Origin of the sequence: Sporosarcina sp. FSL K6-6792, from assembly GCF_038004885.1 — a bacterium.
GTDB lineage: Bacteria > Bacillota > Bacilli > Bacillales_A > Planococcaceae > Sporosarcina > Sporosarcina psychrophila.
In genome coordinates this window covers 3,977,233-3,990,430 of sequence record NZ_JBBOSA010000001.1, presented here as the reverse complement: position 1 = coordinate 3,990,430, position 13,198 = coordinate 3,977,233, and the positions used below count along the sequence as shown (strand labels likewise).

11 protein-coding genes and 1 pseudogene are annotated in these 13,198 nt (G+C 41.4%); 7 read left to right on the top strand and 5 right to left on the bottom strand.

Annotated features, from left to right (window positions below; translation table 11 throughout):
* Window positions 1-32 precede the first annotated feature (32 nt).
* Complete coding sequence (locus tag MKZ26_RS19135) at window positions 33-605, bottom strand: TetR/AcrR family transcriptional regulator (RefSeq protein ID WP_067212153.1); 573 nt, start codon at window positions 603-605, stop codon at window positions 33-35.
* Window positions 606-1,036: 431 nt separating this feature from the next.
* Between MKZ26_RS19135 and MKZ26_RS19130 the strand changes: the two genes are divergently transcribed.
* The 4 genes from MKZ26_RS19130 (at window position 1,037) to MKZ26_RS19115 (ending at window position 5,129) form a co-directional block, all read left to right on the top strand.
* Entirely contained in the window at window positions 1,037-1,789 is a 753-nt protein-coding gene (locus tag MKZ26_RS19130; protein WP_338655446.1) for a C40 family peptidase, read from the top strand.
* Between the two features lie 234 nt (window positions 1,790-2,023).
* On the top strand, window positions 2,024-2,626 hold the full coding sequence (locus MKZ26_RS19125) for an ECF transporter S component (protein WP_067212160.1): 603 nt from the start codon (window positions 2,024-2,026) through the stop codon (window positions 2,624-2,626).
* A gap of 74 nt (window positions 2,627-2,700) precedes the next feature.
* Window positions 2,701-3,459 carry an energy-coupling factor transporter transmembrane component T family protein gene (locus MKZ26_RS19120; protein ID WP_340767692.1) on the top strand — a complete coding sequence of 253 codons (759 nt, stop codon included), beginning with the start codon at window positions 2,701-2,703 and terminating at the stop codon, window positions 3,457-3,459.
* A complete protein-coding gene (locus MKZ26_RS19115) occupies window positions 3,456-5,129 on the top strand; it encodes an ABC transporter ATP-binding protein (protein WP_340767203.1) in 1,674 nt (557 codons plus the stop codon). Before MKZ26_RS19120 ends, MKZ26_RS19115 begins: the two co-directional genes overlap by 4 nt.
* 45 nt (window positions 5,130-5,174) lie before the next feature.
* On the opposite strand, the gene MKZ26_RS19110 is transcribed toward MKZ26_RS19115, so the two are convergent.
* From MKZ26_RS19110 to MKZ26_RS19100, 3 genes are all read right to left on the bottom strand, one after another.
* Window positions 5,175-6,824 carry a methyl-accepting chemotaxis protein gene (locus MKZ26_RS19110; RefSeq protein WP_340767202.1) on the bottom strand — a complete coding sequence of 550 codons (1,650 nt, stop codon included), beginning with the start codon at window positions 6,822-6,824 and terminating at the stop codon, window positions 5,175-5,177.
* 17 nt (window positions 6,825-6,841) lie between these two features.
* Complete coding sequence (locus tag MKZ26_RS19105; RefSeq protein WP_340767201.1) at window positions 6,842-7,804, bottom strand: BMP family lipoprotein; 963 nt, start codon at window positions 7,802-7,804, stop codon at window positions 6,842-6,844.
* 531 nt (window positions 7,805-8,335) lie between these two features.
* Window positions 8,336-9,073 (bottom strand): SDR family NAD(P)-dependent oxidoreductase, encoded by a 738-nt coding sequence (locus MKZ26_RS19100; RefSeq protein WP_340767200.1) that lies wholly within the window; start codon window positions 9,071-9,073, stop codon window positions 8,336-8,338.
* A gap of 217 nt (window positions 9,074-9,290) precedes the next feature.
* Here MKZ26_RS19100 and MKZ26_RS19095 point away from each other — a divergent pair, with 217 nt between their 5' ends.
* From MKZ26_RS19095 to MKZ26_RS19085, 3 genes are all read left to right on the top strand, one after another.
* Window positions 9,291-10,877, top strand: a complete 1,587-nt coding sequence (locus MKZ26_RS19095; RefSeq protein WP_340767199.1) for a SulP family inorganic anion transporter — start codon at window positions 9,291-9,293, stop codon at window positions 10,875-10,877.
* A 181-nt stretch (window positions 10,878-11,058) separates the two neighbouring features.
* Window positions 11,059-11,658, top strand: a complete 600-nt coding sequence (locus tag MKZ26_RS19090) for a hypothetical protein (protein ID WP_340767198.1) — start codon at window positions 11,059-11,061, stop codon at window positions 11,656-11,658.
* A gap of 243 nt (window positions 11,659-11,901) precedes the next feature.
* A complete protein-coding gene (locus MKZ26_RS19085) occupies window positions 11,902-12,651 on the top strand; it encodes a collagen-like protein (protein WP_340767197.1) in 750 nt (249 codons plus the stop codon).
* Between the two features lie 219 nt (window positions 12,652-12,870).
* Here MKZ26_RS19085 and MKZ26_RS19080 read toward each other — a convergent pair.
* Window positions 12,871-13,020, bottom strand: a pseudogene (locus tag MKZ26_RS19080) (amidohydrolase); the annotation flags it as partial.
* Between the last annotated feature and the right edge of the window lie 178 nt (window positions 13,021-13,198).

Sequence of the window (13,198 nt, the reverse complement as noted above, 5' to 3'; positions counted from 1 at the left end):
CTCTATATCAATGTACGATGTAGAGCATTCACTTAGTTAAATAAGCCTTTTAAAATAAATTCCACATGTGATTCAGCCGATACTTTTGCTTCATCAAAATTGATAACGAATCCACGATGATGGACAACAAAACCATGAAGCGCAAGAAATGCAGACCATACGTCTTTCATAGCAAGCCTTTTCTTCGATAAATTTTGTACAGACTCAGCAAACTTTTGATAGCTAACATAGGCGGCCTCCTGAGACAGACTATCCACTTCAGCATATCTTGCTACGAACATGAATTCATACTGACTTTGATTGTTCAAACCAAATTCAATAAAGCGAAGAAATACATTGTTCAGCTTTACCAAGTCTTCTTCAGCACCTTGAGCAGTATCTTCCAAAAGATCATTCAGCCTAGAAAAATCGACTTTTACAATTGCATCAAACAATTCTACTTTATTTTTAAAATGGTAATAAAGTGCACCATGCGTGCAACCGACTTGCTTAGCGATGCTTCGCATAGAGACATCTTGAAAACCTTTTTCAATGAACAAGGCACGAGCTTGTTGTACAATCATTTCTTTTGTTAACTCTTGAGATGCGGATTTATGAGAAGACATCGTCTCGCCCCCCTTTTGACCACTGGTTAGTTGAAGTGTAACTCTGTTTAGCAATATTCACAAGTACTAACTAAACCAGATAATAAGAAATTTCCTGTTTCGACACCTATGGAGATATCCCTTTCATTACTGTATATGTTAGACAAATGAATATCTCTATGAACTAAGCGAAGGCGCCTTACAAGGGGCAGCCGAAGCCCTAAGACTGGCGGCAATGCTGCTTGGCTTAGGGGGGGAGGCATCCCCTAGCGCCGAAGAGAATTCAATGGAATACTTTATTTCAACATATATAATATTGTAATTCCAATCCTCCCGCAACACTCTTGTAATCTACCTGTAACACAAATGTAATTTAACAGTCTATTGTTCTAGTTCTATTAATCAGATAGAATACATATATAGAACTGTTTGTCGTGGAGAGGGGAAAATAGATGCAAAAGAGAGCTTTTTCGGTGCTGGCAGCGTTTGCCCTAGCGGCGTTTATCTCAGTCGGGAGCGCGGATGCAGCAACTGAATCATACACCGTCAAGCCCGGTGACACGCTATGGCAAATTGCTACAAAGCATAAATTAACTGTGGACGAACTTAAAAGTCTAAACAGTCTTGCTTCCGATTCGATTAAAACCAATCAAAAATTGGCCGTTTCTGCAAAAAATGCGGTTGGTCAAAAATCTGGAGTAGTCAGTTCACCTCCAGTAAAAACAGCAAATACGAAAGTTACCACTGTACTAAAGGAGACTTCTTCCACTAACTCATGGAAGAATGCCGTTGCAACAACTGTGAAGCCAAAAGAGTTGAATCTTCCCTCTAAAAAGGTATTACTTAATGCCGTCGAAGTTTCACTTCCACTTTTGGATACACCGTATGTTTGGGCTGGCGCAACTAAAGAAGGCTTCGATTGCAGCGGGTTCATTTATTATGTATTTAACGAGGCAGGACTTACTATACCAAGACTAGATACAATTGGTATGCATACCAATTCTTTTAATGTGGACAAGCCTATACCGGGCGATTTGGTGTTTTTCGCAAATACATACCGTAGTGGCATTTCGCACGCTGGAATTTATTTAGGTGAAGGTAAATTCATCCATGCCGCTACGCAAAAAGTTGAAGTTTCTTCAATTGATTCAGTTTACTGGAAAGACAAATTCACAGGCTTCAAACGTTTTAATCAGCTTAATTGATAGTTAACAGCTTTCCTATTAGTGGGGAAGCTGTTTTTTTACATTGCGTTAGTGTCGTACAGTTCGTCCTTCTTCTTGTACAATCTTCGACTTTTTTCATCCCATCGAAAATTCTATCTATTCCCTAAGCCAAATGTAAGTTATAATTGAATTGACACCTGTCAAGACACACCATTATACATTGTGTCGTTCTGGGCATATGCCTCATACGATAAAAAAAGGGGGAACTAATTCATGAAGAAAAACAGCATGTGGTCGCTTAACTTCACGACTGCCGCACTCGTCCTTATTCCAGCAGCTATCGGCATCAACTACCTTGGAAAGTTGTTTGCTGGTCTGCTTAAATTGCCGCTATGGCTCGATTCAATTGGCACAGTGCTTGCTAGTATGCTAGCAGGTCCGATTATCGGTGCCATTGCAGGGATTGTGAACAATATTATTTACGGCTTCACTGCCGATCCGATTTCATTCGTCTATGCAATTACATCGGCAGTCATCGGTCTTGTCGTGGGAATCATGGCGTATAAAGGGTGGATAGCAAACGTAGGAAAAGCACTTGTCCTCGGACTTGTCGTCGGCTTAATCGCTGCCACAGTCTCAACTCCGCTTAATATCATGTTTTGGGGTGGGCAAACCGGGAATGTATGGGGTGATGCACTTTTTGCAACAATGATGGCACAAGACATGCCGCTTTGGTTTGCATCATTCGCAGACAGCATTGTCGTTGACGTGCCTGATAAAATGGCAACGGTTCTAATCAGTTTCCTTCTCTTCAAAGGATTGCCTAAAAATTTGACGCATATGTACGACAACCGTTCGGAAATAGAACGTCTTTAAGGACTATGTAAGCGGCCTGCTTCACTGGGCCGCTTACACTAGATTATACTGTTAGGAGGATTCCCGTGAAAAACATGACACTGTATGTAGATAAAGATTCGTTCATCCACAACATCGATCCGCTTACTAAGCTCTTATTCGTCTTCATATCAATCGCATTGACATATATCCTCCCGACTCATTTATTCGTCATCTGTGTCTTGGCATTTACGCTTCTTCTTCTACTTACCGGCAAAGTGTTCAAGTACATTTTGCCGGTTATTGGTGTCAGCCTGCTGTTGATTGTTTCTATCATCATTGTTCAAGGTTTCTTCCATCCCGACCGTGCTACACTTCTTTTTGAAATTGGACCTCTTCCTATTTATAAGGAAGGATTCGCATTCGCACTGCTACTTACCCTCCGTATCATTAATATGGTGTGTGCGTTCGGTGTTCTCATTTTGACGACGAAACCAGATGACCTTGTCGAATCACTTATCGATAAGGGAATGTCTCCTAAAATCGGCTACGTTTTTCTATCAGTTTTACAAATTATCCCGCAAATGATTGCAATGACTAGTAAAATTACCGATGCTCAGCGGGCACGTGGAATGGAAACAGAAGGGAATTTACTTACGCGTATCAAGTCATTTATCCCACTTCTCGGTCCAGTTGTTCTCAATTCATTAAACGATACGCGTGAAAGGTCTATTGCGCTTGAAATACGCGGCTTCAATGCGAAAGGAACAAAAACATTTTTGAATGAATCCTTTCATTATAAATACGGTCTCCTCTTGAAAATTATACTTGTCATCCTATTAATCGCCGCTATCGTCTGGAGGGTTGCCTTATGAACAGTATCCGTGTCGAAAATCTAAAATATAAATACCCGAACACCGATACTTTCGCGCTTGACGGTATTTCATTCACAGTTAAAAAAGGAGAATTCGTTGGTATAGCCGGCATGAATACTGCAGGAAAAACGACACTATGTTATGCACTCAGTGGCCTGGTTCCCCATTTTTTCAAAGGTGCGTATGGTGGGGATGTTTTCATTGGCGACATGGACGTGCTTGCACATGAAATCAGCGACATTACAGCGAAAGTTGGACTCGTTTTTGAAAACCCATTTTCACAAATGACTGGTGCAAAATTCACGGTTTACGATGAAATCGCCTTCGGACTCGAAAACTTAGGCATCCCTCGTGACGAAATGCATAGGCGTATTAAGGAAAGTATGCAATTTCTCGATATCGAAGCTTTACGGGATAAAAATCCGTTCTCCTTATCTGGCGGGCAAATGCAACGTGTCGCAATCGCCAGTGTTATCGCCATGAAACCGGATATTTTAATACTTGACGAACCGACATCCCAGCTCGATCCTCAAGGTTCTGAGGAAGTTTTCCGCATCGTTGAAAAACTGTCGAGAGAAGGTATGACGATACTAATGGTTGAGCAGAAAATGGAGAAACTTGCCGCCTATTCCGATCGTATTTTTCTCATGCACGAAGGTAAATTGATAGATTCTGGACCGCCTGCTGAAATATTTTCACGTGATGATTTACAGACTTTCGGAGTCGAACCACCTGTTTATACTTCAGTCGCAAAAGCGCTTCATTTAAAAAACGAGTTGACTGGCCTCTATCCGATTTCACTCGAAGAAATGCCTGCAAGTGGAATTACGAGTGGGGATATACGAGCAGTCACCGAATCCTCAACTTCAACAAAAATGGCTAGTCCTGAAATCTCCGTAAAGGATCTACAGTTCAGCTATAACAAGGATACCCCAATATTGCGCGGAATTAGCGTGATGTTAAGTGGTGAACCTACAGCCATTATTGGACAAAACGGTGCGGGAAAAACCACTTTCGTCAAATTATTGAAAGCTTTATTAAAGCCAAACGCTGGCGAAATCATCATAAATGGCTCGAATACGAAAGACACAACCGCGGCAAAACTTGCGGGCACTATCGGACTCATTTTCCAAAATCCAAATGACCAGATTTTCAAAAATAATGTCTTGGATGAAGTAATGTTCGGGCCGCTCAATGTTGGACAAACGCCTGAAATTGCACGTGTGAATGCCGAAAAAATGCTTAACCGCGTTGGACTATTAACTAAAGCAGAAGAAAATCCATATGATTTAAGTCTAGCCGAGCGAAAAATGATTGCTGTTGCATCCATTCTTGCAATGGATACAGATATCGTTATTTTCGATGAACCGACAATGGGGCAAGATGCAAGCGGTAAGGCGATGCTAAAAGAAATTATCCATGAGTTGCATGCGCAAGGTAAACTTGTGCTTTGTATTTTGCATGATATGGATTTTGTCGCTGAAACATTTGGTCGAACGATTATAGTGAGTAATGGACAGTTGTTGTTCGACGGCCCGACTCGCATTGCTTTTTCAGAAGAGGCTATTCTCCACACTGCTCGTCTTGAACAGCCTCATATTACCCAACTTGCTCATAAGATGGGCTATGATGAGATTTTATTAAAAGAAAATGAATTGATTAACGAATAAGTAAAAGACCGCGTCGCCAACTACTAGGCGACGCGGTCTTTTACTTTATAATCGAAATCTTGATATCGTTGCGTTCAAATCATCGGTCAGTTCGCGAAGGGCTGTCACCTTGTCCACTACTTTCCCGATAGACTCTAGTTGCTCTTCTGCTGAAGCGGAAATCTCCTCACTACCTGCCGCCGTTTGTTCCACAACCGCACTAATATTTTCGGTATTCTCAAGCACCGTAACATTGAACTGCTTCGAATTATTCACGCCTGTAACGAGCTCTGTCAACGCTTCCGTAATATTTCTCATTCTATTTTCGATGTTTGCAAATGTATCGAGTGTTCGGGTTACATTGCCATCTTGCGCTTCGGCAATTTCAACGCCTTTTCCAACTGATTCAGAAATTGAGCCAAGTCCGCCTTTGATTAGATTAACCATATCGAATATCTGTGCAGTTGCGGTTGTAGATTCATCAGCTAGTTTCCTTACTTCCGAGGCAACTACTGCAAATCCTTTCCCCGCTTCCCCCGCACGCGCAGCTTCTATTGCAGCATTTAGCGCAAGTAAGTTTGTCTGCGAAGCAATGTTAGAAACCGCCTTGGCCATATCTTCGATTCTTATTGCATAGTGCGTAAATTGCTCAGTCGCATCTTTAATCGATTCCGATGCGACATTATTACTATCGATCAGTTCCCGCTGTTCATTGATGGCGCGACGCCCTTCCACAATTGCCTCGTTAGCCATAGCTGCAGAATCAGCCGAATTTCTTGCCCGGTCGACATTAAATTCGAATTCCTCATTCATCTGCTCTATGAGCTCTACGGAATTTTGCAAGTCCTCGGAGATGCTTTGGGTTCCCTTTGCAAGTTCTTCCGTCGATAATGTCACCTGGTTGCTCGCTTCGGTAAGATAACGATTTTCCACCTCAAGCTCTTTTGTGTAGTCATCCACTTTTCGGCTTGCCCCGTCAATGGATTGCAATAATGTCCGCAGATGATTGGTCATGGATGTAAATGAGTGATTCAATTGCCCGAGTTCATCTTTTTTATCATACTGAATCGGCTCGACGACCAAATTGCCCGCTGCAATTTCTTCGGCGTTCATCGCCAGCTTCTTAAGTGGATTTGTAATTGCGTTTGCCAGTCGGATAATGATTACCATTGTCCCCATTATGACAAATACACTACCTATTATTGCGAATGTAATGATGCCTTTAATTTTAGCAGCTAGTGATTCTTGTAAATAATCATAGTGTGCGGATGTATAGAGATCTACCATATAAATGTCATTGACAATCCCTACGTTGCGAAGCGATTGTCGATTGATTTCCGCGGAGTTATTTTCCTCAACAGCTGCAAGTGCTTGCTCTTTCAATAAATGAAATTTCTCTTGCGCCTTCAAAAGAATTGTCCGCGGCTCTTTCTCCTTAACAAGGCTTTCCGCAACGGAGAATTTTTCAGCGGTCGACTCCAGTTGTTGACGAACATTGTCTTTATTGGCGTCCGTCATGTTATAAGCAAGTGTATTCAAACTCTGCATTGACGCTTTCGTTTCTGCATTTACGTCATGAACAGCTAACAGCACGTTCAAGTAATCATTACTCGTATTTTGAATCGCCAGCATTCTGACAATAATAATCGCGATCATCAGAATTGATAGGCCAAGCATGAAAAGTGAATTGATCACTATTTTTTTCTTTATTGTCATTTCAACTTTCCCTCCTATCATTTCAGTTTTGATGCGGCTTGTTCAATGAGCGCATCTAACTTACCTTGTTCAACGTCCGTCAGTTCTAGCACTCGAAATGGTGCAAGACCTACTCCGTTTTCCGCCAACCCCAGTTCGACATGACCGGATTGGATTGCTCCCGACTCCTTATAGGAAAGGATGATATCAAACAACGCACTATCAATATTTTTCATCATGGATGTAATGACGGCCTGTTCTGCATAAAAGTATTGATCACTATCTACACCGATTGCGTAAATACCCTTTTTTTCAGCTTCTTTCAGCATGCCCACTCCTGTGAAACCGGCAGCAGCGTATAGAACATCCGCCTTGTCGTCAATCATCTTCGAAGCAATCTCTGCTCCTAAGCCATCGTCATCAAAGTTATTGGCATATTCATTGAGAATAACAATATCAGGGTTAACCGACTTTGCTCCTTGGATGAACCCTTGCTCGAACCGTTGAATAACTGGGACCTCCATACCACCGATAAAACCGATTACCTGTGAATTTGAAACAGTTGCCGCTACAATTCCTGCAAGCATACTTCCCTCGTCTTCCTTAAATGTAATCGATGTGATATTCGCAACTTCCGAAACCGCATCAACGAGAACGAATTTTTGATCCGGAAAGTCCAGAGCTACCTTTTCCAACTCCTGCTGACCGGTGAAACCCAGCGCAAATACTAATTCATTACCACTTTCCACAAGTTCTCTAAATCCTTTTTCATAAGTCCCTGTTTCCGCAAGTTCCAAGTATTCGACAACAATATCCTCTTCATCCCGCGCCTTCGTCAAACCCTTGAATGCCAAATCTGAAAATGACTGATCTCCAAGACCATTTTCCGAAAGCATAACACCCACTTTCACTTTTCCATCAAGCGGATTTTTTTCCTCAAGGCCACAGCCTGTAAGTATGAGTAAAGCTGTCGTAAGAACAATCAGTAGTTTTAATTTCATCCCTATCACTCGCTTTCATTTACCTTTTCCCTTATATTACATCGGATATAATTTTGATTTGTTGATAAAAAACAGCTAATGTCGTCTGATGTCTTACAACTGCATATTTTCAGACTATACTAGCGAACGATAGCGTGGTGCGACCTACTGTATGTAAACGCCAAACGAGCATATATCTCGCTAAACAAGCAGAAGCTCCGCGCAAACGATCATATGTCTCGCAAATCAAGCATAAGCGCTGCACGAACGATCATATATCTCGAAAACCGAGCATAAGCGCAGCGTGAACAATCATATATTTCACAAACCGAGCAGAAGCACAGCGCGAACGAGCATATATCTCGCTAAACAAGCAGAAGCGCTGCGCGGACAATCATATATCCACCCCTAAATCGCGGAATATCAGCATCCGATGTTTCTCCATTGTCCAAGCACTTTATAATTTCCTACTACAACGAAAAATAGACCGTCACGGATTAAATCCATGACGGTCTGTTTTATTTCCTATATACATACGCTTCATTAGGGAAGTTATCTAGCAGAGTATCCGCCATCAATAACAAGTTCTGCACCTGTAATGTATGCAGCTTCGTCTGATGCCAAGAAAAGAACCGCGTTTGCAACGTCTTCAGGTTTTCCAAGACGGGCAAGTGGTGTCATTCTCACAAGTGCTGTTACTACATCTTTTGACGATTCAAGACCTTTCGTCATCGGTGTTTCAATGATTCCTGGGAAGATGGTGTTAACACGTACACCAAATTGTCCGAAGTCCGCTGCAGCTGCTCGTGAAATTGCGCGAACTGCTCCTTTTGATGCAGAATAAGGGTTCAATCCCATTCCGATAAGTGCTGTATAGGAAGAGATATTGACGATTGAACCTTTAGCTGCTTCTTTCATATAAGGAAGTACATGTTTCATACCAAGGAATGGACCGAAACTATTGATATCCGACAGCCTGCGCCAGTCTTCAATTGTAATTTCATTCATTCCTTTTTCCGTAGAAATACCAGCATTGTTAATTAAAATATCGATTTCCCCAAATTTAGCAACAACTTTTTCAACAGCCGCTTTCCACTCTTCATCGGAAGTGACATTCAATTTAACAGTCATAACTTTTTCATTGTTGCCCCACTTTTCTTCCAGTGCTGCTTCATTAATGTCTGCTGCAATTACAGTAGCACCTTCAGCAGTAAACATTTTGACCATCATTTCGCCCATACCTGACGCACCACCTGTTACGAATGCAACTTTATCTTGTAATCTACCCATTATGACCACCCCATCTTAATATAATTTAACGTCTAAATAATAATCCCCTTTAGATCCACTTGCAATCTATTTGCTTTGATAAGTATGTTGAATTCTACAAATCATTCTTTTCATTGAATACATCTGTATTAATCTCAAACCCTTGTTACTACAGCATTTTAGGAATACACTAGAAAGAGGAAGTTTTTGTATTAAGATCCTGAAAGAAGTGAATCGAATGTTCAAGGATAACCGATATCTTGATTACAATGGAGCCGGATTCCGCAAAGATCTGATTGCAGGAATTACTGTTGGTATTGTAGCCATTCCGCTCGGGATGGCTTTTGCAATTGCTTCAGGCGTAAAACCGGAATATGGACTTTATACAACAATTATCGCTGGGCTTATCGTTGCATTATTAGGCGGATCTCGTTTTCAAATCGCGGGACCGACTGGAGCATTCATCCCGATATTGCTCGCAATTGTTCTACAATATGGCTATGAAGATCTGCTTATTGCCGGATTTCTAGCAGGTATTTTTCTCGTTATTATGAGTTTTCTCGGTGTAAGTAATCTAATTCATTTCGTCCCAAGATCTGTAACCATAGGCTTTACTACGGGGATTGCGGTCATTATCTTTACAGGCCAACTAGGCAATTTCTTTGGAATTACCGGCTTAGAAAAAAAAGAGTTTTTCCACGAAAACATGATTGATCTTGTCAATCAGTTTCACACGGTGAACGTCTTCAGCATAGTCACTGCCTTAATCGGGCTCATCGTACTATTCATATTGCCTAAAATAGCGCCGCGTGTCCCATTACTGCTAATTGCACTACTTATTCCGACCCTCATTTCGATTTTTCTATTTCCGAGTAAAGTTGAAACGATCGGAACAGCCTTCGGTGGTATTCCCAACTCACTCCCGAATTTTCATTTTCCACAAATCACATTGGAGAAGTTGGTCAATTTGTGGCAACCCGCCCTTATTATTGCCGCACTTGGTGCAATTGAATCATTGTTATCTGCTGTTGTTGCAGATGGTATGAAAAGCGGTGAAAAGCATGATTCGAAACGTGAGTTATTCGGTCAAGGAATCGCCAATATGATAACGCCATTATTCGGCGGTATCCCTGCTACAGGAGCCATTGCCCGTACAGCTACCAATATTCGATCTGGAGCAGTCAGCCCAATATCAGGAGTTGTACAAAGTGTTTTCGTTCTTGCCTTTTTGCTCCTTTTGGCGCCTTATGCCTCTTATATTCCATTAGCTGCGATGGCGCCGATTCTTATGTATGTCGCCTGGAATATGAGTGCACGTAAATCATTCACGCATATTTTAATGATCCGGTCGGGGGACTCACTGGTTTTATTAACGACGTTCCTTTTGACGATTTTCATCGACTTAACGATTGCCGTTCAGGTTGGAATTTTGCTTGCTGCCCTGTCATTCTTACGTAAAATGAGTGGTAAACTCGATATTAAAGAAGCGACCCTTTCCGATGTTGAAATCATTAAGTTCAGTGATAGCGATACATCTTCATTAGCAAAATATACAGTGGACGGCCCTATTTTCTTCGGTACCGCAAAAGTATTCGAAGACAAATATCCTGCAATTTTCCTAACAGGCGCGAGGAAAATCATTCTCGATTTGGAACACCTATCCGTTATCGATGCGACAGGTGAAGCAGCGCTCTATGCACTACTTGACGATGCCGATAAAGCAGGTATCAAAATCATTATCAAACGCTTGCCCAAAGAAAAGTTGCCCCTGTTCAAAAAGAGCGGATTGTATAACCGAATTGGCGAGGCTAATTTTTTCATGTAACTATCCACAAATCAAAAACATCGCATTGAGCGATGTTTTTTTGTTTAGTCATTTAACATAATTAAACCAATATTTCCAATTAACGAAACTTTATCGATACGAAGTCGTAGAAGTAGTAGTAGTTTCATATTTAACTTTTGGCTAAACGTCGAAGAACAAGTTAAAAAGAGGTGGTATCATTATGAATCTTAGATTTATTAATAACTATTCTTCATTCCTTGTTAAAAAGAGCGTCCGACGGAAAATTGAAGTCATTCTCTTTGTTATTCTTCTTAGTTCGTTGGTTACGGGCTGTTCTCAAACTGAACCCGTGGATAAAAATGTTGTTGCGATTCAAACTGTTCTTGAACATGAATTTAATGCACCCGATAAAGAGTATATTCGAATGAAGAACGACCCAAGTAACATGACAATCGCAGACCAAAACGGCCTAGTGTCAGCTCCAGAAGAAGATAATGAACTCGAGACTTACCTGGAAGATAATTTCAGGCCCTATTTCACTGATTTTGGATATAGTGGCAAGGTTCTCTTCCTAACTTTACATTCACCGGCTGACGACAACGGCTATCAAATCGTCGTCGACAAGATTAATGTGGAACCAGTCGATGGTAGACCGCGGGATTATGACTTTACCGTTCATGTCACGTATCAAAAAGACGGTGGCGATAAAATGAAAGCAGAGATAACGGGTCTCGCAACTTGTCCGGAAGAAGGGAAAATAGGGAAAATCCGCTACAATAAAGATCATTTTCTATTTGGAGAAATTTTAAGAGGCAAATAAAAATAGAAATGGATAATGTGAAAAAAGAGCTAAAACCATTATGGTTTATAGCTCTTTTTTTATTGATTCTAAACGGCGAGTACTTTGGGATTATCTCTTCATGTCTGTTCTTCAGAATAAATACTAGTGAAAGCTCCCGGGTTTACATTAAACATTTGTTTATCAATTATTTAAGACAAGTAGTTGATTGCCCGTCCCTCTATCTATAGCTCGAATAGGATGTTATAGAAAGGTGGTGAAAAAATGAAATTTTACGAAGATACTAATCATAGATGCAGTAAATGTACAAGCGACTGTTGCCCTAATCAAAAAACATGCAGAAGATGCTGCGAAGGAGACAGAGGACCTACGGGCGCTACCGGCGCTACTGGGGATATAGGGCCTACTGGACCTACCGGTGTTACTGGTGCTACGGGCGATACTGGTGCAACCGGTGCTACGGGGGCTACGGGGGCTACGGGCGATACTGGCACTACCGGTGCTACTGGTGCTACGGGCGATACTGGCGCTACCGGTGCTACGGGGGCTACGGGGGCTACGGGCGACACTGGCGATACTGGCGCTACCGGTGCTACGGGAGCACCCGGCGGATTATACGGGTATATTTACAATCTAGGTGCTCAGACCGTGGCTATAGAAGCTGATATTACGTTTGATACAAATGGAATAATTACGGCTGGAATTACGCACATCCCCGGAACCTCACAAGTTTTCTTTCTAACTACAGGAGACTATCTGGTTAATTTCTCCGTGACGGGTGTAGAACCCGGTCAATTCGCACTGTTTTTAAATGGTTCGGTGGTTGCCGGTACACTCTATGGTACAGAAGCAGGCACGCAACAAAACAATGGTCAGGCTATAATTTTTATAGCAGCAGGTGATGTTCTTACACTCCGAAATCATACTTCTGCAACAGCAGTTATCCTACAGACTTTAGCAGGAGGCATGCAAACAAACATAAACGCTTCTATTGTAATTACAAAATTAAACTAGTTTTGTAAAGATAGGAGACTCTCGCAATTGCAACGAATAATTGTAAAGCGTTTTTCTAGCTTTCGATTCTTATTGTAGAGTTATAGGATAAAATGCTACGAATTGGATACACTTCAACTTTCCAAATAAAAAAATTTCTAGAGCTACAAAAATAAAAGAGATCTTCTTTCCACTATAATTGTAGCGGTGTAAGAAGGTCTCTTTCTTTCATCTATTTTTTTAGTTATTCAACAATGATGCTTTTTTCAACGTTTCCGCCAATACACGCGCTCCAATATCAAGCGCTTCCTTGTTGAACGTCATATCTGGATGATGAAGCCCTGGGCTAAGATCGGCTCCGATACCAATCATTGCGGCTTTTAAGTTCGGATTATTACGTAAAATGAGTGCAAAGCTCGATATAAAAGAAGCGATACTTTCCTCTCTTGAAATCATTAAGTTCAGTGAAAGTGATTTATCTTCATTAGCAAAATATACCTTGGAGGGCCCTATTTTCTTTGGTACTACAAAAGTATCCAAAGACAAATACCCTACTATTTTCCTAACA

What these genes read in the sequence shown, in the direction of transcription:
- MKZ26_RS19135 (WP_067212153.1), bottom strand. Translation starts at nt 605, where the DNA reads ATGTCTTCTCATAAATCCGCATCTCAAGAGTTAACAAAAGAAATGATT.
- MKZ26_RS19090 (WP_340767198.1), top strand. Translation starts at nt 11,059, where the DNA reads ATGAATCTTAGATTTATTAATAACTATTCTTCATTCCTTGTTAAAAAG.
- MKZ26_RS19100 (WP_340767200.1), bottom strand. Translation starts at nt 9,073, where the DNA reads ATGGGTAGATTACAAGATAAAGTTGCATTCGTAACAGGTGGTGCGTCA.
- MKZ26_RS19085 (WP_340767197.1), top strand. Translation starts at nt 11,902, where the DNA reads ATGAAATTTTACGAAGATACTAATCATAGATGCAGTAAATGTACAAGC.
- MKZ26_RS19110 (WP_340767202.1), bottom strand. Translation starts at nt 6,824, where the DNA reads ATGACAATAAAGAAAAAAATAGTGATCAATTCACTTTTCATGCTTGGC.
- MKZ26_RS19115 (WP_340767203.1), top strand. Translation starts at nt 3,456, where the DNA reads ATGAACAGTATCCGTGTCGAAAATCTAAAATATAAATACCCGAACACC.
- MKZ26_RS19105 (WP_340767201.1), bottom strand. Translation starts at nt 7,804, where the DNA reads ATGAAATTAAAACTACTGATTGTTCTTACGACAGCTTTACTCATACTT.
- MKZ26_RS19120 (WP_340767692.1), top strand. Translation starts at nt 2,701, where the DNA reads ATGACACTGTATGTAGATAAAGATTCGTTCATCCACAACATCGATCCG.
- MKZ26_RS19130 (WP_338655446.1), top strand. Translation starts at nt 1,037, where the DNA reads ATGCAAAAGAGAGCTTTTTCGGTGCTGGCAGCGTTTGCCCTAGCGGCG.
- MKZ26_RS19095 (WP_340767199.1), top strand. Translation starts at nt 9,291, where the DNA reads ATGTTCAAGGATAACCGATATCTTGATTACAATGGAGCCGGATTCCGC.
- MKZ26_RS19125 (WP_067212160.1), top strand. Translation starts at nt 2,024, where the DNA reads ATGAAGAAAAACAGCATGTGGTCGCTTAACTTCACGACTGCCGCACTC.